The sequence below is a fragment of the Cupriavidus sp. 01L415 genome, assembly GCF_056400065.1.
Map to the genome: position 1 here is coordinate 1 of NZ_JBFTSP010000038.1, position 19,816 is coordinate 19,816.

Genomic DNA, 19,816 nt, shown 5'->3' on the forward strand with positions numbered 1-19,816 from the left:
AGAGGGCTAAAAAAAAGACCGCCTCCCGGTACTGACAAACTGCTGGTGTTGCGTGGAGCGGAGCTGCTTGCCGGGGGGTGTTGCTGTTGCCGGGGCGATGCAGCGCTGTCCATGGCTCGAATATTATCTACTACTAGATAGATAAGCAAGGTCTTTTTGCGGTGCGCAATAGGAGGACTACGAGAATTCAACGCGTAGACGTTCCGCTGCCTGCAGTGAGCGGCGGCCTAACCTGTTGATCGATAAGCAAAAAATCGATAAACCTATCGATCGCGCTCGGTGATTAGAGTGTTTGCTCTAGATTTGGGAGCTCGCCGCATCGCGCTGCGCCACCAGCCCCCAAAGCAGCGTGCGGGTCTGGTCCTGCAGCACTTTCGCGATGCGTTCGGTCTCCGATTCCCCGAAACCTTCCCAATTCAGCGCCTTCACCACATGGCGTCGCATGACCTTGAACGCGGCGATCTGGCTGTCGAGCGCAATCGTACGGATCCGGGTGGTTTCGTCGGTGGCGGGCCGGCCCGTGAGCCTGCCGATGATGGCCGTCGTCAGCACAAACAGGCGCCGGTTGATGCCCGCGTCGATCCGCTCGAACGCGGCGGGCGGCCCGAGCCCCGCGCGCTCCCGGGCCATGAACTGGCGCCAGTGATCAGTATCGGGACATTCATATAGAAACGTCGCAAATCGGGCCTGCAGCTGGAGATAGCTGTCGACCAGCGCCGCGTCGGTGGCGTCCGGCCGTGCAATAACGGCTTCCGCCGCGCTCACCACCTCGTCCAACTGGCCCCAGGCGACTTCGACAAAGTGATCGATGCAGGCCAGGTACACCCCTTCCTTGTTGTCGAAGTAGTACTGCAGGGCCGGGGCGTTGACGCCGGCCTCGCGGGCAATATCGCGCGTCGATGCGCCGTCGAAGCCATGTTCCCCAAACAGGCGTAGCGCCGCGTCGATGATTCGCGCACGCGTTTCCTCGCCACGCTGGTAGCCGCCTTCCGCCGCAGGCTTGTGTCGCGCCATGTTGCTTTTTCCTCCTCTCTTCACCAGGCGGAAATATAACAGTTGACACATTTCTTCCGAGTGGAATAATTGCGCGGCCTTCTCCACTCGGAAGCTTTGCGCCCCATGTCCGCTCCCCACTCTGCAGCTTCGGCCGCGAATCCCGCCGCCGGTTTTCCGCCAAGTCACGCATCCGCCACGAAACCCTCCCGCCGCCGCCGCATCCTGATGGCGGCCGGCATCGTATTGCTCGTGGGCAGCCTGGCGGCCGCCACGCACTGGTGGCGGGTCGGGCGGTTTATCGAAAGCACCGACGACGCCTACATCCAGGCCGACAGCGTGACCGTGGCGCCCAAGGTCAGCGGCTACGTGGCGGAAGTCTTCGTGCGCGACAACCAGCAGGTCGCCGCCGGCCAGGCGTTGGTGCGCCTCGACAACCGCCAGTACCAGGCGGCGTACGACGAAGCCGAGGCCAATGTCGCGTCCCGCCAGGCCGATGTGGCGCGCGCCGAAGCCGATCTCGCCCAGCAGAAGGCCAGGATTGCGCAGGCCGGCGCGGAAGTGGACGGCGCGCGCGCCAATGCGCGCTATGCGGCGTCGCAGGTCGAGCGCTATGCGCCGCTCGTGAAGTCCGGCGCGGAGACCGAGGAGCGCACCGCCGAGTTGCGCAACGCGCAGACGCGCGCCACCACCACGCTGACCGCAAATGAGGCCGCGCTGCGCGTGGAGCAGAGCCAGACCGTGACGCTCCAGGCCAGGTTGCAGCAGGCCCGCGCCCAGCTGGAAGTGGCGGAAGCCAGCGCGCGCCAGTCAAAGCTCAATCTGGAAGACGCCGTCGTGCGCGCCACCACGGCGGGTCGCGTGGCGGACAAAGGCGTGCGCGTGGGCCAGTTTGCCCAGCCGGGCACGCGGCTGCTGACCGTGGTGCCCGTGCAGGATCTCTACCTGACGGCCAATTTCAAGGAAACGCAGGTGGGCCGCATGCGTGCGGGACAGCCGGTGACGCTGCATGTCGATGCACTGCCCGGAGAAGACCTGCACGGCGTGGTGGACAGCCTGTCGCCGGGCACCGGATCGCAATTCGCGCTGTTGCCCGCGCAGAATGCCACCGGCAATTTCACGAAGATCGTGCAACGCGTGCCCGTGCGCATCCATGTGGATGTCACGCCGGAAGCGCGCGCGGTGCTGATGCCGGGCCTGTCCGTGGTGGTCGACGTCGATACGCGCCACAAGGAGGGCGCCGCCGCGCAGGCCGCCACCGGAGCCAGCCATGGCTGACGCCGCGCCGGCCGCCAGCCCGGCGCCGGTCGCGCAGCAGCCCAACGCCACGGCAGCCGACTGGATCGCCGTGGCCGCCGGATCGCTCGGGGCGCTGCTGGCCACGCTGGACATCTCGATCACCAACTCGGCGCTGCCGCAGATCCAGGGGCAGATCGGCGCCGCAGGCACCGAGGGCACCTGGGTATCCACCGGCTACCTGATGGCGGAGATCGTCATCATTCCGCTGACCGCATGGCTCACGCGCGTGTTCGGGCTGCGGCGCTTCCTGATGTGGAATGCGCTGCTGTTCACGGCGTTTTCGATGATGTGCGGCATGTCCCATTCGCTGACGGAGATGGTGATCGGCCGCATCGGACAAGGTCTGGCCGGCGGCGCGATGATTCCCACCGCGCAGACCATCGTGCGGACGCGATTGCCGCGCCACCAGATGCCCATCGGCATGTCGATGTTCGGCCTGATCGTGCTGCTAGGACCCTTGCTCGGCCCCGTGGTAGGCGGCTGGCTGGCCGAGAATGCCAACTGGCGCTGGTGCTTCTTCCTGAATCTGCCGATCACCGCCGTGCTGGTGCCGCTGCTGTATTTCGGGCTCAAGCCCGAGCGCACGGACCTGAGCGCCTTTATCAAGGCGGACTGGCTTGGCATCGTTGGACTGGCCATCGGGTTGAGCTCCCTGACCGTGGTGTTGGAGGAGGGGCAGCGCGAACGCTGGTTCGAATCGTCGATGATCATCTACCTGTCGGCGCTCTCGGCGACGGGGCTGGCGATGATGTTCATCGGCCAGTTCACGGCCAGCACGCCAATCGTGCGGCTGCGCCTGCTGATGAACAAGAGCTACGCGAGCGTGATCCTGATCGTGTCGACGGTGGGCGCGGGCCTCTATGGCGTGTCCTACCTGCTGCCGCAGTTCCTGGCCACCATCGCCGGCTACAATGCCGAGCAGGCGGGCGGCATCATGTTGCTCTCCGGGCTGCCCGCCTTCCTGTTGATGCCGGTGTTGCCGCGCATCCTCGGCAAGTTCGACAGCCGATGGCTGGTGATCGCGGGCCTCGCCTGCTTCTTTGGCAGCTGCATGCTCGACATCGGCCTGACCACGGATAGCGTGGGCCATGACTTCACGGTGTCGCAGATCCTGCGCGGCTTTGGTCAGATCCTGGCGATGATGCCGCTGAACCAGGCATCGATGGCGGCCGTGGCCACCCACGAAGCCGGCGATGCCGCCGGGCTGTACAACATGGCGCGCAACCTCGGCGGCTCCATCGGCCTGGCGCTGCTGGGCACGCTGATCGACCGCCGCAATGCGTACCACGACGCGGTGATCCGGGAGTCGCTGACCGCCAACAGTGCGATCGGGCAGGAGCACATGGCGTCCTCGATCGCCAGCTTCATGGCCCAGGGCGGCGACTACGCGCATGCCACGCTGCAGGCCGCGGCGCAGCTCAGCGGCACGATCGCGCGACAGGCCGCCGTGATGACGTTCTCCGAGACCTTCTTCGCCCTGGGGATTGCATTGCTCTGCTGCATCCCGCTGGCCCTGCTGCTCAAGCCGCCCCGTCCGGGCGCGCCCGTTTCCACCGGTCACTGATCATGTTCGCTCTCCTTCGCGGCGCACGCCCGGCTACTTCGTTCGCCACACCGTCCACCACCTCGTCCACCCCATTGCCGACCACGGCGCTGGCCCTGCTGACGATCGCCGTGGCGATGATTGTCGCCGGCTGCACCGTCGGCCCCGACTATCGCCAGGCCCCGGAAGTGGCGGCCAACGCCCTCGGTGCGGGTACGTTTCCGCATGCGCCGTCCGTGGCCGATGCCGGCTCGCCGCGCGTGGCCGACTGGTGGCACGCGCTGGGCGACGCCCGGCTGGACGGCCTGATCGACACCGCGTTGAAGCAAAGCCCGGACATCCGTGCCGCTCGCGCGCGGCTGCGCCAGGCGCGCGCCGGGCTGCAAGGCAATACCGCCAACCTGCTGCCGAAGGTGGGCGCCAGCGCGGCGATGTTGCGCACGCGTTCGCCGGACCTGTCGGCGCTGTCGGGCGATGGATCGTCCGGCGGCGGCCGCGGACCGCTGTCGCTGTATATCGCCGGGTTTGATGCCAGTTGGGAGATCGACCTGTTCGGCGGCACGCGCCGCTCCATCGAAGCGGCATCCGCCGAAGCTGACGCCGCCGATGCCGGGCTTGCCGACGTGCACGTGCAGCTGGCCGCGGAAGTGGCCCAGGCATACGTCGGCCTGCGCGAGCAGCAGGCCAGCCTGGCGCACCTGCGGGCATCGGAGAAGCTGGAGGCCGACATGCTCGACCTCACGCAACAGCGCCGCGCACGCGGCGTGGCCTCCCAGCTGGAAGTGGAGCGCCTGCTGACGCAACTGGACAACACGCGCGCCCGGATCGCCCCGGTGGAGGCTGGCATCACTGAGTCGTTCGATCAGCTCGCGTTGCTGACGGGCCGCGCGCCGGGCACGCTCGATACCGAGCTGGCGGACGCGCAACCGCTGCCGACGCTGCCGGAGACCGTGGCCGTCGGCGATCCGGCCACGTTGCTGAAGGCACGCCCCGATATTCGTGCCGCCGAGCGCCGGCTGGCGTCGCGTACCGCGCAGATCGGCGTGCACAAGGCCGACTGGTTTCCGAAGCTGTCGCTGCTCGGCTCGCTGGGATTCAGTGCGCTGGACCCCGGTCACCTCGTGCGCAAGGAAAACGGGACGTGGCTCACGCTGCCGCGCCTGCAGTGGAACATCCTCGACTTCGGCCGCGTGGCGGCCAGCGTGGATGGTGCCGAAGGCGGGCGCGACGAGGCCGAGGCCAACTACGAAAGCACGGTGCTGAAGGCGCTGCGTGACGCCGACGTGGCGTTATCCCGCTACGGCCACCAGCGCGAGAACGTTGTGGTACTGCGGCGCGTCGAGGCCTCGGCCGAACGCGCGTCCACGTTGCAGCAGCAGCGCTATCGCGCCGGCACGGCCAGCATGCTCGAATGGCTCGATGTGGAACGCACGCGCGTCGTGGCGCAGCAGGACCGCATCTCGGGCGACGCGAATCTGCTGAAGGACTATGTCTCGCTGCAGAAGGCGCTGGGGCTCGGCTGGCGCACGGAGCTTCCAACACCGACATCGACCTCAGCACCGGCATCGGCGTCATAGAACGGCGCGTCCTCGCCACGCGTTTCCCCCACTGTGATTCGCGTTACGATCGTCGCTGGCAGGCGCAATGCCTGCGGCCCGATCGAGACACGATGACCACCTTGATGATCCGCGAGTTCCAGCCCGGCGATGCCCCCGTGCTATGGGCGATCTTCCACGCAGCGGTTCACGGCCTCTGCGCGCCGGACTATTCCGAAGCCCAGCGACTGGCCTGGGCACCGCCAGTACCCGAATCGGCCGATGCGGAAGCCTGGTCGACCAGGGTCGCCCGCAACCGGCCGTATGTCGCGGAGATCGCCGGCATTGGTCCTGTGGGCTATGCCGATCTCCAGGCTTCCGGCGAGATCGATCACTTCTTCGTGCATCCGGCCCATGCCCGGCACGGGGTAGGGCAGGCGCTGATGTGCCATATCGTCAACGCGGCACGCCAGCGCGGCATCGACGCCTTGTTCGCCAGCGTGAGCCTGACCGCCGAACCGTTCTTCTTCGCGTCGGGATTCAAGCTGGTGCAGCGGCAGGAAGTCGTCGTCCGTGGCGTGGCGATGCCCAACGCGCGGATGGCGCGGCAGGTCTGAACTGATCGGGCCGGGTCGATTCGAGTGACTTGCTCGCCGCCGGCATGGCGCTGTCCGTCCCGGCAAACCGGCGTGTGGATAGAATCGCCGTGGACTGCATCCGTATTCCCATCCTGCCGCATCGCAGCAAACTGTTACCGCAGCGCCGGTGAACGGACCCAACGAGGGCGAATCCCCCCATGCACTTCAATGCCAACGACAGCATCCTGATCAACGTGATCGCCAGCATGGTCGTGGTCCTGGCCGGGACCCTGCTGGTCAAGCTGATCAACCGCTTCTTCTCGGCGCGGTTGCAGGCCGACAACCGCGGTAGCTACCGGGCGTGGACGGTCGCGTCCCGCAACCTGGTCGCAGCCATCATGTTCCTGCTGCTACTGGGCATCTGGGTGTCCGAACTGAAGAGCGTGGCGATTTCGCTGGCGGCGTTTGCGGCGGCCCTGCTGCTGGTCGGCAAGGAACTGGTGATGTGCTTCCTGGGGGCGTTCATGCGGATGATCACGCGGCCCTTCCAGCTGGGCGACCTGGTGGAGATCGGCCCGTTCGGTGGCGAGGTGATCGACATGGACGTCATGTCCACCACGCTGGTGGAGGTGGCGCCCACGCGCCAGTACACGGGCTACACGGTGCAGGTGCCCAACGCCATGTTGCTGACCACGGCGGTGCGCAATCATTCGCAGGCCGGCAAGTACACGCTGGACATGGTGCGCATTCCGCTGGCGGTGGGCATGGACCCGGACCAGGTCGAGGTGCAACTGATGCAGGTGGCGCGGCAGGCGTGCGAGCCGTTCATGGAGGAAGCCGGCCGCACGCTGCGCCGCTATGGCGACATGCGGTTCGTCGACTTGTCGCAGTTCGAGCCGCGCGTGCTGTTCGAGCCGGTGGACGCGGAGCGGGTGGATGCCATCGTGCGGTTCCCTGTGCCGGTCAGCGCGCGACTACCGGTTGCGCAGCAGATCCTGCGCGGCTACTACCGGGAGCTGGCACAGGAGCTGGCCCGGGTGCAGGCGCCGGCCGCGGCGGTGAACGCCTCGCGGACGGAGAGCCCCGCCGGCGCGCCGCCCGTGTGAGCAACAACCCAGGGTCGCGACGGCATCTCTTTCGCGCGCGCGTAGGCGCCAGCCTGACAGCCCGCGAACACGCTTGCGGGTGTAATGTGCGGAGAGTCGTGGCGCAGACCCGACCCGCGTTGCCGGAAAACAGGGACTGAGAGGACCGGACGAGGAGAGGGACCATGGCGCGAACACTCGGCCGCTGGTTGCGTGAGGAACGCGGGTGGATGCTGGGTGCGGCGGATGGCGTCGCGTCATGCTGGCGGCGCGGCCGCTCACTGGCGACGCATTGTGCCGCGCTGCTCATCCTGTCGGTCTGCCTCGGCGTGCTGGGCGGCTGCGCCAGCCTGCCGGCCAACGCCGGGCGCACGCCCTCCTATGCCACCAGCGACGCCGGCAACACGTTGCTGGCCCGCGCGCTGACACCCCGTCTGGCGCAGAATCCCGGCCAGTCGATCTTCTACCCGCTCGGCTCGGGGCCCGATGCGCTGACGGCACGACTGGCGCTGGCCCGCGCCGCACAAAAGACGCTCGACCTGCAGTACTACATCATCGACGCCGACAACACCGGCAGCGCGCTGCTGGGCGAGCTGATCGACGCGGCCGACCGTGGCGTGCGCGTGCGCATCCTGGTGGACGACATTCACACCGGCAAGCAGGACAAGATCTGGGCGGCGGTGGACTCCCATCCCAATATCGAGGTCCGGATCTTCAACCCGTTTGCCAACCGCAGCGCGCGCTGGCTGGAACTGGCTTTCGATTTCGGCCGGCTGAACCGCCGCATGCACAACAAGCAGATGACGGTGGACAACCTGGTGACCATCGTGGGCGGTCGCAATATCGGCGACGCGTATTTCTCGGCCAAGCCGGACATGGATTTCAGCGATCTCGACGTCATGGTGGCGGGGCCGGTGGTGCCGGCGGCCAGCGCCGTGTTCGACGAATACTGGAACAGCGAGAGTGCCTACGCCGTGGCCACGCTGGTGCCGGAGGGCAAGGAGGCGCCAGAGGAATTACGGCGATTCCGCAAGGGCATCGAGGCGCGCGGAGACCGGGCGCTTGCCAGCCCCTATGTGCAGGAACTGCTGGACTCCGGGCTGGCCAAGGGGATCGAGGCCGGACGGCTGCCCGGCTACGTGGGCGGGGCGCGCATCATTGCCGACAAGGCGGACAAGGTGGACGACGATCCGGACGATCCCTCCAGCCACGCCATTCCCAAGTTGCGCGCGCTGATGGAAAAGGCGCAGAGCGAGCTCGTGCTGGTGTCGCCCTACTTCGTGCCGGACGACGAGAACGAAAAGTGGCTGCTCGGGATTGCTGGCCGCGGGGTCAAGATTCGCGTGCTGACCAATTCCTTCGCCGCCACCGACGTCGCCGCCGTCCACGCCGGGTATGCGCCACGGCGCGTGGGCCTGCTGCGGGCCGGCGTCGAGCTATACGAGCTCAAGCCCTCCGCCAATCCGGAACTGGCGCGCAGCCGGACCAGCAAGAGCCGGATGTTTGCGTCCAGCCGTGCAAGCCTGCACGCCAAGGCGTATGTCGTGGACCGGCGGCTGCTGTTTATTGGCTCGCTGAACCTCGACCCGCGCTCCATCAAGCTCAATACGGAAATGGGCGTGGTGCTGGACAGCCCGACGCTGGGCCAGCGCCTGGTCGACGGCATGGAGGATCGCATGCTGGACGTCGCCTACAAGGTGGCGTTGCGCAAGGACGATAACGGCGCCGAGACGCTGACCTGGACCACGCGCCAGGACGGCAAACTGGTGACCGTCGACAGCGAACCCGGCATGAGCGTGTGGCAGCACATGGGTATCGGCATCCTGCGCGTGCTGCCGGTGGAGAGCCAGCTGTAACTCAAAAGTCTCGCAAGCAGCGCGCAACCCGTTGCGGACGTTTCGCCTACCTTTAAGACATCACTTCCGTGAGGACGCCGCAGCCATGAAGACACGATTCCTTGCGTATGTGGGGTGGGTGGTCCTGGCCAGTTTTCCGTTGAGTGCCTGCAATGCGCCGCCGAAGAACCATCTGTTGCCCCCTGCACCGCCGCCGCCGCGCATGTCGGTGCCCGCAGGCGATCTCTATGAGCCTGCGCCCGCCCCTTCCCCTCCCGCAGCGGCGGGGGCACCAAAGGAGTCAGTGCCGCCCAGGTAACCGCCGGCAAGGGACGCTTGCCAGATGGGTGCCCGTCAGGTTTCCGTCTGGTTGCTGCCGGCGTGCGGCGAGTGCGCGGCCGGCGCGGATCAGGTCGGCTGCTGCATGGATCGCAGCAGATGCACCTGCAGGCGCGACAGTTCCAGCGCGATGCCACCGGGAAAGCCCTGGCGATTGCCGCGCTTGTCGATCAGCAGGTCCGCGAGGAATGCCGATAGCGCGGCCGGATTGCCGGCCAGCGCGGCAAGCTGGTTGCCGATGCGCGGATAGGCATGGAACAACTCCAGCGGCCGCACTTCCCGGGGCAGCTGGGCGAGCCATTTGAGTGCGGCGGGGATGAGCGCCCGGGTAGCCGGGTCGACCGGTTGCCGGGTGTCGCTCCAGTCCACCGCGCCGAGGGCGGGCAACTCCCCATCCAGGATCTTCTTGGCTTCCTCGACGGTGACGAGCTCGAACGATAGGGGGTCCATGGGTGTGACGGGGGTCGGATCTCGGGGCAGGTTTCGGGCGCCAGATGCGCCGACGCTCATCTTATCGGATGTCCTCGGGGAATCTTGATCCGTCAGATACTGGATTTCGCCAATCTCACACCGGAGGCCCGCTGACCGACACATTTTTCGTCGACAGTCGCGGTATCCAGGCATTCAGTCATGTCATGCGTGCGCGCCGCATTCGTCATGGCAGGCGATGCGGCCGGCTTCCACAATGCAGTCATCACTGGGAGCCCGCCATGTCAATGACGCTGCTGATGGAACAAGAGTGCGTGCCGGTATCGCTGCGCGTCGGCGCGGAGGTGATGTGTCGCCACGGCGATCTGTGGCTGACGATGGAAGGCCGCCGCCGGACGGCATCGCCCGATATCGTGCTGGAGGCGGGACAGCGCCATCGCGTCACGGAAGATGCGATCTACTTCCTGACCGCATTGGGAAAGTCGAACGTGACCCTGTGCCAGATCACGTGTGGCGACGTCGACAAGACGGCGCGCATGCGCCTGGGGTGGCGCTGGGGCGCGACTCAACACTCGTGATGCGCCGCCGCGGCGCCGATCGTCACTTTGGCGGCCTCAGACTGAATCCATGCCGCCACGTGCTGCACGTCAGGCCGCGGTTGCCCGGAGGCATGAATCAGCCAGAACGCGTTGGGGCTCGACACCGTCGCGCCCGTCGTGGGCACCACGGCGAGTTGCCCGCCGTCGATCAGCGGCTGGATCAGTTGCAGCCGGCCCAGCGCCACACCTTGTCCGGCCAGCGCCGCGTGAATCATCTGGTCGTACTGGTTGAAGCGCAGGATGCCGCGCTTGCTGGCCTGCCGGTAGCCCTGCGCGCTCAGCCAGCTACGCCAGTGCAGCCAGGGGCGCGGGTCATCGAATTCCAGCAACGGCAGTTGCGCCAGCGCTTCGGCGGACTGGACCCGATGCGCGCCCAGCGACGGATGCGCAACCGGCGCGATGGTCTCGTCAAACAGGTGGATTGCGTCCGGCGGTGCCGCGGCTTGCCGGCAATAGCGAATCGCCAGGTCGATGCCGTCGGCACGCAGGTCGCTGATCTGGTTGCTCGCCGACAGGCGGACGTCCAGTTGCGGATAGCTGCGTTGCAGCGTGCCGAGCCGTGGCAGCAGCCACAACCCCGCCACGCCGATGCTGGCGGTCACCGTGACCGGCTGCCGGCCATCGCGCTTGCGGACTTCCGCAGCCACGTCCTGCAGTTGCTGCAGGGCGCCATCGGCGCTGCGGAAAAGCCGTTCGCCCTCGGGGGTGAACGCCACGCCGCGATGCTGCCGGACGAACAGCCGCACCTGGAGCTGGTCCTCCAGCGCGCGGATCTGCCGGCTGACGGCCGACTGCGTGAGGCAGAGGTCATCGGCGGCCAGGGTGATGCTCATGCGCCGGCCCACGGCAACAAAGCCTTTGAGCAGGTCGAGCGAGAACAGCCGAACGAGCGGGACCGACATGACACATCCTCATGGGCAACGACGAGAACCCCATTACAGCACGGGATCGCCATCGCTTGCCATGCGTATCGCGCATGTCTGGACGACCGATAAGTCGGTTGAGCAACGCGCGCCGGTGGCATGAAATAGGGCCATCGCCCGGCCGGAAATCCCATTCACTCAGCGACCCCACTGCCATGACCCAACGTTTCCCCTCCCATGCCGCCGACGCATCGGTGGCCGCATCGTCCGCGCCCTGGTGGCGCGAGACCTGGTTCCTGCTGCTGGCCGGCGGGCTGGTCATGGGGCTCGCGCTCGGCGTGCGCCACGTGCAGGGGCTGTTCCTCCTGCCGATCATCACGGATCGCGGCTGGACCCGCGAGACCTTCGGATTTGCGATGGCCGTCCAGAACCTGACCTGGGGCCTGGCGCAACCCTTCACGGGCATGGTGGCCGACCGCTTCGGATCGGCCAGGGTGATGGTGACGGGCATCGCGCTCTACGCCATCGGCCTGTTCCTGATGGCGCAGGCGTCCACCCCGTCGGCCTTCGTCTGGTCGGCGGGGCTGTGCATCGGCATTGCACTGTCGGGCACGACATTCGGCGTGGTGTACGGCGCCCTGAGCCGCATGGTGTCACCGGCGCGGCGCAGCCAGACGCTCGGCCTGGCCGGCGCGATGGGTGGGATCGGACAGTTCCTGCTGGTGCCGGCGGCCCAGGCGCTGCTGTCCCACGGGGGCTGGCGCAGCGCGCTGACGATTCTGGCCGTCACGGCAGCCATCCTTGTGCCATTGGCGCTGCCATTCCAGGACCGCGCGCCAGCGCCCGGTGCCACAGCGGCCGCCGCTGGCACCGCAACAGAGTTGCCACTGTTGGACGCGGTGCGCGAGGCCTTCGGGCATTCCGGGTTCTGGCTGCTGAACCTCGGGTTCCTCGCCTGTGGATTCCAGCTTGCCTTCATCGCCAGCCACCTGCCCGCGTACCTGCTCGACAAGGGGATGCGGCCGGCCGATGGCATGGTCGCGCTGGCCATCATCGCACTGGCCAATGTGGCCGGTACCACCGTGTTCGGGCTGCTGGGCGGACGCCATACCAAGAAGTACCTGCTGGCTGGCATCTATCTGGCGCGCACCTCGGCGATGGCGCTGTTTGTGCTGCTGCCGGTGAGCCAGGCGAGTCTCTACGCGTTTGCCGCCGTGATGGGATTCCTGTGGCTGGGCACCGTGCCGCTGACCAGCGGCATCCTCTCGCAGGTCTTCGGCGTGCGCTACATCACCACGCTGTTCGGATTCGTGTTCTTCGGCCACCAGCTGGGATCGTTCTTCGGGGTCTGGCTGGGCGGCCTGGTGTTCGAGATGACGCGCTCCTATGACCTCGTCTGGATGGGCGCGATGGCGCTGGGCGTGGTGGCCGCCGCGTTGCACTGGCCGATCGACGACCGCGAGATCGTGCGCGCCGGCTGGCGGGAGGCGCGGACGTGACAGCGCATCGCCCGTCGGGCCGTCATCCTGCCTCGGCCATCGTTGCCGCGGTTGTCGCGGTCATGGTCATCGCCGCGGCGTGCGCCGTGGCTGGCGCGGCATGGCTCGATCCCGGCAGCGCGGCGGCGTGGACGGCGCTGCTGGCCTTCTGCAGATAGTCGACGGAATAATCCCCGGCCCTCGCGTGTTTACGTTGCAGGATCGGTGTGCGCCGGTCTGGCGTGCGTGGGCTATGCTTGGCATGGCACCCTGTGCGCTTCCCGCACGCTGCGTCGACACTGGAGGAAGGCCATGCAATACCGCTTACCTGTCTGGATGGGCATCGCCGCCGTGGTGCTTGCCGCCTGCGCATCGCTGCAGCCCGTGGAGACCGGGCAGAAGTTGATCGGCGGCCCGCAAAGTACCGTGCGCGATACGTTCGGCGCGCCCACGGAAACCTATCAGCTGGCCAACGGCACCCAACGCTGGATTTACTCGAAGCAGCCTTACGGCTTTGAGGTTTACGCGGCGGATTTCGATGCCAGCGGCAAGCTGGCGAGCTTCCGGCAGATGCTGACCGAAAAGGAGATCTATGAGGCCCGCCCCGGGGTGTGGACCAAGCGCGATATTGCCGAGCGCTTCGGCATGCCGCGCGAGCCGGTTCAGTACTACTCGCTGATGAAGCGTGAGGCGTGGTCGTATCGCATGTATGTGGCGGGCTACCAGCCGGCGCACTTCAGCGCCTACTTCGATGATGCCGGGGTGTTGGATCGCACCATGATCATCGTCGACGCGCGCGGTGGAGACCGCAGCCGCGCCAAGTGAAGACATCAACGGACATCCGTTCACGTTGACTGGCCGAGGGCGCCGGCCAGTTTGCGAATAGCCGGTTCGATGCGCGCCGCATCGATCATGCCAAAGCCGAAGCCCAACGCATTGGGGGCCGGGGTCTTGCCGATGGCGAATCCGCCCAGCGCATGGACGCGGATGCCAGCCCGGGCTGCGGCCTCGGCCACGGCTTCCGCGCGCAGCGATCCCTCCAGCGACGCACCAAGATGCAGGCCGGCATCGGGCGGGATGGCGGTGATCCGTCCCGCGCAATGGCGCCGCAGTGCCAGCAGCAACGCCTCGCGGCGTGCGCTGTAGATCGTGCGCATCTTGCGGATGTGTCGGGCCAGGTGGCCTTCGGCCATGAAGGCGGCCAGCGTGTCCTGCGCCAGCGGCGGGCTGTGCCAGTCCATGCATTGCCGCGCGCCGACGACGGCCGCATGCGCCCACGGCGGCACCACCACGTAGCCCAGTCGCAATTCCGGAAACAGGCTTTTCGAGAACGTGCCGACGTACCAGACCGACTGGTCCTGGTCCAGCGTCTGCAGCGCGTCGAGCGTACGGCCGCCGTGCCGGAATTCGCTGTCGTAGTCGTCTTCGATCACCACGGCCTGATGCTGGCGCGCGAAGTCCAGCAGCGCCTGCCGCCGAGGCATCGACATGGTGACGCCCAGGGGAAACTGGTGTGAGGGCGTCACGCAAATCACGCGCGCCGTGCGCGGGATGTCATCGACAACCAGGCCGTCCGCATCCACGCGCACCGGCGCCATTGTCGCGCCGGCGGCGAGAAAGGCGTTGCGCATTGGCGGATAGCCGGGGTCCTCCACGGCCACCACGGTCTTGCCGGGCCTGACCAGCACGCGGGCGATCAGATTGAAAGCCTGCTGGGCTCCGGCGGTGACAACGATATCGTCGGCGCCGCACGCCACCGCCCGGGCAAACGAGACATGACTGGCGATGGCTTCACGCAAGCCGGCGCGTCCCTCGGGCTCGGCATAGCTGGCCGGGGCTTTCGACAGCGCGCGCAGCGCCCGCCCGGAAAGCCGGCGCCAGATGTCGAAGGGAAATTCGTGTTTGTCAGGCAGGCCCAGCACGAAGTCGTGTTCGAACGACCGGGTCGGTGCCATGCGGATGACGGGCGGCAAATCGCGCATCAGCGCTTGCAGGCGGGCATCGTCGGACGGCTGTTGCAAGGCCGCCTTGCGGGAACGCTCCGGCGATACCACCGCAGCCACGAAGGTGCCGCCGCCGGGCTGCGTGGTGACGTAGCCCTCGCTCAGCAACAGGTCGTAGACGGCAATGACCGTATTGCGCGCGATGGTGTAGTGCCCGGCCAGTTCCCGGCTCGATGGCAGGCGCAGCCCCGGCGCCAGGCGCCCGTCAAGGATTGCCGCGCGCAACTGGCCGTGCAAGGCGCGCAGCAGCGTGCGCGATCCCCGTGGGGGCAGGGCAATCTCAAGCGCGAAAACTGGTTCCATGGAATCTCCGGAATCCGGTTCTTATACTGAGCCGGTCGGGATTCTAGCATTGGGTCATCGCAAGCCAACGTGAGTCAAACGCCATGTCCGCATCTGCCATTTCCCCACTGGATAACCACCCGCGCCAGCGCGTGACGGCTGCCGGCATCGACTTCAGCTACGTCTATACCGGCAGCGGTGAAGCCATCGTCTTCCTTCATGGCAATCCGACGTCCACCTACCTGTGGCGCAACATCATTCCCCATGTGAGCGATCTGGGCCGCTGCCTGGCGCCGGACCTGCCCGGCTTTGGCGATACCGCGCACGCCCCGGGAGGCGCCTGCCGGTTTGCCGACTTCGCGCACTATCTGGATGCATGGTTCGAGGCGGTCTTGCCGACGGGACAGGTCACGCTGGTCCTGCATGACTGGGGTTCCGCGCTCGGCTTTCACTGGGCGCGCCGGCATCCGTCGCGCGTACGCGCCATCGCCTATATGGAGGCGCTGGTGCAGCCGCGGCGCTGGAGCGATTTTCCGCCAGCCCGCGAGCAGATCTTCCGGGCGTTGCGTGGCGATGCCGGCGAACGCCTGATCCTCGACGACAACGCGTTTGTGGAGACCGTGTTGCCGCGCAGTGTATTGCGGCCGCTGTCGGCCGAGGAAATGGCGGTGTACCGCAAGCCGTTCGCCACGCGGGCATCGCGCCTGCCGACGCTGTCGCTGGCGCGCGACCTGCCGATCGATGGCGATCCGGAAGACGTGGCGGCGGTGGTCGAGGCGTATGGCAACTGGCTGGCCGCGAGCGAGCTGCCGAAGCTGCTGGTCAGCGCGGAGCCGGGCGCGCTGCTCACCGGGCGCGCGCTGGCGTTCAGCCGTACGTGGCCGAACCAGCGGGAGGTGACCGTCGGTGGCGTGCACTACCTGCAGGAAGATTCGCCGCACGAGATTGGCGAAGCGCTCCGCGCATTTATCCGGGGTTTGCCTGCAGCGGCTGAAGGTGTGCTGAACGTGCCTGAGAAGACGTGAACGACACTGATGATGATGCGGAACATGGACGGCCGATGCGATGTGCGACGTCGTCGCGCCCGGCCGCCCCGGTCGCCTCAGCCCCGGCGCACGGCCGTGACCTTGCCCCCCAGCACATCGAGCGTGCGGCGTTGCGGGTTGTAGTCCATCGTGCCGGGCATGCTCAGGCCCTCGCGGTTGCCGAATCGCCACGCGCAGCCCTTGAGCAGGGCGATGGCGTCGGCCTCGGTCTTGCCGATCAGCGTATCGTCGCCAAGCTTGTCGGCTTGGCAGCCCTCGGGCGTGCCGCGACTGCCTTGCGGTCCCGGGTTGGCGACCGGCGCGGCGGGCGGCTGGGCCGCACAGCCGGCCACAACGGTGGAGAACACGAGCGCGCTTGCGGTGACGTGGCCAGACATGCGGCGCGACACGGAACGGAGCACGGCTAGGTGACGGGTCGATTGGCGTCGGAGCAGGGTCATGCGGGTCCTCATGAGGGGATACGGTGGAAACAGCTTAGTCGAAAATCGCGGCGCGTCACCGGGTTTGGCAACGCCGGCCGGTCGCCTACACTGGCTGCAGCGTGCTGTGGACAGCGGGAGGCAACCCATGACGGCATCACTCGTATTCCAGCGGCTGTTTGCGGATGGCGATGGTGAATCCCATCTCGCTGCGCTCACCGTCGACACGACGACGCGCGACTTCGCGCCACCTGCCAGGCCCTTTGACGTCTCGGCGTTCTCGACGGCCACGCGTCAGGGGTTTCTGCATTTGCCGGCGGACTGGTCCGGCGACCTGCATCCGTCGCCCATCCGCATGTGGATCTTCCTGTTGACCGGCGAGATGGAATTCACGGCGTCCGATGGCAACCGATGCTTCCTGCGGCCGGGCAGCGCGCTGTTGCTGGAGGACACTCATGGCAAAGGCCATGTCAGCCGCGTGATCGGGCAACAGGCGGTGTCGATGGCGGTGGTCGAAGTGGCGGAATGAGCGACGCGTCCGTGTCCATGCCGTCCTTGCCGACGGAGCGGATCACGGATGTCAGAGTTTTTGCGCCGCCGCCAGCGTGAAAATCTTGGCCCATCGCCTGGCTGTTCCGGCATCCTTGACGGGAATGGTCCAATCGGCCTGGGCGTGATGGTCCAGTGTCAGGGCCACCGTCCATCCACTCTCCTGCCGGACGGCCCGCGCTTGCGCGATGTCGGCAAAGATCATGACGATCCGTTGCCCGTCCATTTCCAGCACGCCATTCTTGCGCTCGGCATCGACGCGCAGGCTGCCCCAGTCGCCCGACAGTGAAAGGATGCGTTCGCGCTGGATCCGCTTGCCGTGGACCGCCTGGTAGCGTCGCAAGGCCATCATGCCAAGCGCGGTCAGCGCGGCCAGCAATGCAATGACGGCTGCCGCGCCGGCCACCACGCCGAACGCGGCGGCCACCTTCTGGTACATCTTGACGACGCCGTAGACAAAGGCGGCGATCAACGCCAGTCCGGCAAGGATGAGTGGCACGTTGGTGTCCGATGCGTCTGGTGAGTGAGTGGGGGATGGCGGCGCTCGGGCGCGTCGCCAGGCCGGACCGTCGCGCCCTATAATGGGTCGCCCCGCATCGCCTGATACGGGCCTTGCTCTGGTTCGGCCGACCTTTTCATGCCATCGTATCCTTTCGTCCTTTGCCTGACCATCGCCGTGGTGTGCAGTGCGGGCATGGCCGTCGCCACCTGGCCGCGCCGCGATGACCCCACCGTCAAGGCCTTCCTGGTCCTGGCCGGCGGCGTGATCATCTGGAGCGGCGGCCGGCTGCTGGAGATCAGTTCGACGGACCTGGCCGGGCGCATCTTCTGGGCCAAGCTCCAGTACGTGGGCATCGTGGGCGTGCCGATCGGCTGGCTGGTGGCGATGGTGCACCTGAGCCGGCCCCGCTTCGTGGTGCCGTGGTCGATGTTGTCGGTTCCCGTCCTGGCGGCGGTGCTGACCGTCGTACTGGTCTTCACCAACGAACGCCACCACTGGATCTGGACATCAATCGAGCTGATGCCGCCGGGCGTGGCGCCCGGAGCGGTCTTTCGCCACGGCGCCGGCTATATGCTGGTGGCCGCCTGGTCCTACCTGCTGCTCGGGCTGAGCCTGTACTTCCTGTTGACCGCCGAGGTGCCCAACGCCGCATTGTCCCGGCGTGGGCGCAATATCCTGGCGTGGGGGCTGGCCTTGCCGCTGCTGACCCACATCGCCTACCTGCAACGCTGGACCGGCATGCTGGGCGGCGATCTGACGCCGGCCACGTTTTCCCTGATGACCGTCCTCGTCTGGTTCTGCGCGCTGCGCACCCATCTGGACGATATTGGCCATTACGCGCGGCTGCGCGTGTTCGATGCCATCGGGGAGGGCTGCGTGATCCTTGGCCGGGACGGCCAGATCGTCGAGTTCAATCCGGCGGCGGCTCGCCTGTTGCCCGAACTGCGTCGCGGCCATCCGCCACCGGCGCCGTGGGCGGAGGCGTTGTGGGCCCCGCTGACCTGCGACGAGCCCGATGCCGCGCCGACGCCCCGCATTCCTGCCGGAGCGCACTACGAGCTCACCGTGGAGTCGGTCTGCCGGCTGGATGGCAAGGTGATCGGCACCCTCGTGTTCATGCGCGACATCAGCCGCTACCAGTCGCGCGAACTGGCGCTGACCGCGCAGCTGGGCCAGACCGAGGAGCGCCTGTCACGCGTGCAGGCCGATCTCGACATCGACGCGCTGACGGGCATTCCCAACCGGCGCTACTTCCAGCGGGAGTCGCTGGCGGCCGTCACACGCGCGTTTGAACAAAACGAGGAACTGGGCCTGCTGATCCTCGACGTCGACCTGTTCAAGCAATACAACGACCTGTATGGCCACCCGCGCGGCGACGAGTGCCTTCGCGAGGTGGCGCTGGCCCTGACGCAGGTGCTGACCGGTGCGCAGTTCTGTGCGCGGCTGGGCGGGGAGGAATTCGCGGCGTTGCTGCCGGCATCGACCCAGGACGAAACCCGCAACGTCGCCCGGCGCATGGTTGCTGCGGTGCGGGACCTTGGCATTGCCCACAATGGCACGCCGGTGCAGCCGTTCGTGACGATCAGCGTGGGCGCGGTGTGCGCGGTGCCCGAGGCGCCGGGGCTGGAGCCGCTGTTGCACCGTGCGGACAGCGCCATGTACCGCGCCAAGCGAGCGGGACGGAATCGCTTTGTGCTGGATGGAAATATTTACATGGGTCTCCAAAACAACTGAATTCCCGAGCGGTCGGATCGGGGCGATGATCTCGCGGGGATGCGTTTCGCACAGGTCCCTTTTCCTGATAATCCCGGCCGGGGCGATGTCTTCGCGAGCGCCGCACCCCATGGCCGCTTTCCGCAAGAGAGTTCGAGGAGACGATGATGATTCCACTGCAACTGATCCGGGCCAGCCTGATGCTGGCGGCATGTCTGGTGTTTGGCACGGCAGCCGCGCAACAGGCGCCGGCCGAACCGCGGCCGGCCAATGCGAAAGAGGCCAAGGCGATGTTCGCGGAAAAATTCAAGGCCGCCGATGTCGACCATGACGGCAAGCTGACGCGTGCAGAGGCGGAGGCGGGCATGCCCGAGGTCGCCAAGCAGTTCGACCAGATCGATACGAAAAAGACGGGCGCGGTCACGCAGCGGCAGATCGGGGCCTACTTCGTGGCCAAGGCCAAGCAGCGCAAGACCGCGCAGGATCCGGGCAGCCTGAACTGATGCGGGATGGCTGTTCCGGCTTGATGCGGGAGGGGCTTGCAATCTGCAAAATGTTCTGTAAAATGCGCCGCTCACCTTGCCCAGGTGGCGGAATTGGTAGACGCACTAGGTTCAGGTCCTAGCGGTGGCAACACTGTGGAGGTTCGAGTCCTCTCCTGGGCACCAGCATTAAAAGAAAGGCCTGCATTCGCAGGCCTTTCTTCATTTTTGCGGCCCTCCGCGT

The 19,816-nt window shown here is 66.9% G+C and carries 20 protein-coding genes and 1 tRNA gene; 15 read left to right on the forward strand and 6 right to left on the reverse strand.

Features of this window, described 5'->3' with window-relative positions; translation table 11 throughout:
- Window positions 1-297: 297 nt before the first annotated feature.
- Window positions 298-1,101 (reverse strand): CerR family C-terminal domain-containing protein, encoded by an 804-nt coding sequence (locus tag AC1DOX_RS28215; RefSeq protein ID WP_477101628.1) that lies wholly within the window; start codon window positions 1,099-1,101, stop codon window positions 298-300.
- A gap of 18 nt (window positions 1,102-1,119) precedes the next feature.
- Between AC1DOX_RS28215 and AC1DOX_RS28220 the strand changes: the two genes are divergently transcribed.
- The 6 genes from AC1DOX_RS28220 to AC1DOX_RS28245 all read left to right on the forward strand — a co-directional run bounded on the left by AC1DOX_RS28220 (window position 1,120) and on the right by AC1DOX_RS28245 (window position 8,889).
- Complete coding sequence (locus tag AC1DOX_RS28220) at window positions 1,120-2,271, forward strand: HlyD family secretion protein (RefSeq protein ID WP_441623478.1); 1,152 nt, start codon at window positions 1,120-1,122, stop codon at window positions 2,269-2,271.
- Window positions 2,264-3,856: an MDR family MFS transporter gene (locus tag AC1DOX_RS28225; RefSeq protein ID WP_441623480.1), complete on the forward strand. Its 1,593-nt coding sequence runs from the start codon at window positions 2,264-2,266 to the stop codon at window positions 3,854-3,856. The genes AC1DOX_RS28220 and AC1DOX_RS28225 overlap by 8 nt, the downstream gene beginning before the upstream one ends.
- Before the next feature lie 116 nt (window positions 3,857-3,972).
- Window positions 3,973-5,412, forward strand: a complete 1,440-nt coding sequence (locus tag AC1DOX_RS28230; RefSeq protein ID WP_441623545.1) for an efflux transporter outer membrane subunit — start codon at window positions 3,973-3,975, stop codon at window positions 5,410-5,412.
- Between the two features lie 92 nt (window positions 5,413-5,504).
- Window positions 5,505-5,987 carry a GNAT family N-acetyltransferase gene (locus AC1DOX_RS28235; RefSeq protein ID WP_441623482.1) on the forward strand — a complete coding sequence of 161 codons (483 nt, stop codon included), beginning with the start codon at window positions 5,505-5,507 and terminating at the stop codon, window positions 5,985-5,987.
- 179 nt (window positions 5,988-6,166) lie between these two features.
- Window positions 6,167-7,054 (forward strand): mechanosensitive ion channel domain-containing protein, encoded by an 888-nt coding sequence (locus AC1DOX_RS28240; RefSeq protein ID WP_441623484.1) that lies wholly within the window; start codon window positions 6,167-6,169, stop codon window positions 7,052-7,054.
- 164 nt (window positions 7,055-7,218) lie between these two features.
- Entirely contained in the window at window positions 7,219-8,889 is a 1,671-nt protein-coding gene (locus AC1DOX_RS28245) for a phospholipase D family protein (protein WP_441623486.1), read from the forward strand.
- A gap of 387 nt (window positions 8,890-9,276) precedes the next feature.
- Here the strand turns inward: AC1DOX_RS28245 and AC1DOX_RS28250 are convergent, their stop codons facing one another.
- Complete coding sequence (locus AC1DOX_RS28250) at window positions 9,277-9,657, reverse strand: hypothetical protein (RefSeq protein WP_441623488.1); 381 nt, start codon at window positions 9,655-9,657, stop codon at window positions 9,277-9,279.
- 260 nt (window positions 9,658-9,917) lie between these two features.
- Here AC1DOX_RS28250 and AC1DOX_RS28255 point away from each other — a divergent pair, with 260 nt between their 5' ends.
- Window positions 9,918-10,214, forward strand: coding sequence for a DUF2917 domain-containing protein (locus tag AC1DOX_RS28255; RefSeq protein WP_441623490.1), 297 nt, complete (start codon window positions 9,918-9,920; stop codon window positions 10,212-10,214).
- Here the strand turns inward: AC1DOX_RS28255 and AC1DOX_RS28260 are convergent.
- Window positions 10,202-11,137, reverse strand: a complete 936-nt coding sequence (locus AC1DOX_RS28260) for a LysR substrate-binding domain-containing protein (protein WP_441623492.1) — start codon at window positions 11,135-11,137, stop codon at window positions 10,202-10,204. The genes AC1DOX_RS28255 and AC1DOX_RS28260 overlap by 13 nt on opposite strands.
- Window positions 11,138-11,313: 176 nt before the next feature.
- On the opposite strand from AC1DOX_RS28260, the gene AC1DOX_RS28265 reads away from it, so the two are divergent.
- The 3 genes from AC1DOX_RS28265 to AC1DOX_RS28275 all read left to right on the forward strand — a co-directional run bounded on the left by AC1DOX_RS28265 (window position 11,314) and on the right by AC1DOX_RS28275 (window position 13,401).
- Complete coding sequence (locus AC1DOX_RS28265; RefSeq protein WP_441623494.1) at window positions 11,314-12,597, forward strand: MFS transporter; 1,284 nt, start codon at window positions 11,314-11,316, stop codon at window positions 12,595-12,597.
- Window positions 12,594-12,755, forward strand: a complete 162-nt coding sequence (locus tag AC1DOX_RS28270) for a hypothetical protein (RefSeq protein ID WP_441623496.1) — start codon at window positions 12,594-12,596, stop codon at window positions 12,753-12,755. Before AC1DOX_RS28265 ends, AC1DOX_RS28270 begins: the two co-directional genes overlap by 4 nt.
- Before the next feature lie 133 nt (window positions 12,756-12,888).
- On the forward strand, window positions 12,889-13,401 hold the full coding sequence (locus AC1DOX_RS28275) for a hypothetical protein (protein WP_441623498.1): 513 nt from the start codon (window positions 12,889-12,891) through the stop codon (window positions 13,399-13,401).
- 20 nt (window positions 13,402-13,421) lie between these two features.
- On the opposite strand, the gene pdxR is transcribed toward AC1DOX_RS28275, so the two are convergent.
- Window positions 13,422-14,882, reverse strand: coding sequence for a MocR-like pyridoxine biosynthesis transcription factor PdxR (gene pdxR / locus AC1DOX_RS28280; protein WP_441623500.1), 1,461 nt, complete (start codon window positions 14,880-14,882; stop codon window positions 13,422-13,424).
- A gap of 83 nt (window positions 14,883-14,965) precedes the next feature.
- Between pdxR and AC1DOX_RS28285 the strand changes: the two genes are divergently transcribed.
- On the forward strand, window positions 14,966-15,886 hold the full coding sequence (locus tag AC1DOX_RS28285) for a haloalkane dehalogenase (protein WP_441623502.1): 921 nt from the start codon (window positions 14,966-14,968) through the stop codon (window positions 15,884-15,886).
- A gap of 77 nt (window positions 15,887-15,963) precedes the next feature.
- Here AC1DOX_RS28285 and AC1DOX_RS28290 read toward each other — a convergent pair whose 3' ends face one another.
- Complete coding sequence (locus tag AC1DOX_RS28290; RefSeq protein WP_441623547.1) at window positions 15,964-16,284, reverse strand: hypothetical protein; 321 nt, start codon at window positions 16,282-16,284, stop codon at window positions 15,964-15,966.
- A 190-nt stretch (window positions 16,285-16,474) separates the two neighbouring features.
- On the opposite strand from AC1DOX_RS28290, the gene AC1DOX_RS28295 reads away from it, so the two are divergent.
- Window positions 16,475-16,855, forward strand: a complete 381-nt coding sequence (locus AC1DOX_RS28295) for a cupin domain-containing protein (RefSeq protein ID WP_441623504.1) — start codon at window positions 16,475-16,477, stop codon at window positions 16,853-16,855.
- Between the two features lie 51 nt (window positions 16,856-16,906).
- Here AC1DOX_RS28295 and AC1DOX_RS28300 read toward each other — a convergent pair whose 3' ends face one another.
- Entirely contained in the window at window positions 16,907-17,374 is a 468-nt protein-coding gene (locus AC1DOX_RS28300) for a hypothetical protein (RefSeq protein WP_441623506.1), read from the reverse strand.
- Window positions 17,375-17,512: 138 nt separating this feature from the next.
- On the opposite strand from AC1DOX_RS28300, the gene AC1DOX_RS28305 reads away from it, so the two are divergent.
- The 3 genes from AC1DOX_RS28305 to AC1DOX_RS28315 all read left to right on the forward strand — a co-directional run bounded on the left by AC1DOX_RS28305 (window position 17,513) and on the right by AC1DOX_RS28315 (window position 19,758).
- A complete protein-coding gene (locus AC1DOX_RS28305) occupies window positions 17,513-19,111 on the forward strand; it encodes a GGDEF domain-containing protein (RefSeq protein WP_441623508.1) in 1,599 nt (532 codons plus the stop codon).
- Window positions 19,112-19,257: 146 nt separating this feature from the next.
- Entirely contained in the window at window positions 19,258-19,593 is a 336-nt protein-coding gene (locus AC1DOX_RS28310; RefSeq protein ID WP_441623549.1) for an EF-hand domain-containing protein, read from the forward strand.
- A gap of 78 nt (window positions 19,594-19,671) precedes the next feature.
- Window positions 19,672-19,758: transfer RNA gene (locus AC1DOX_RS28315), tRNA-Leu, on the forward strand.
- The last annotated feature ends 58 nt before the right edge of the window (window positions 19,759-19,816 follow it).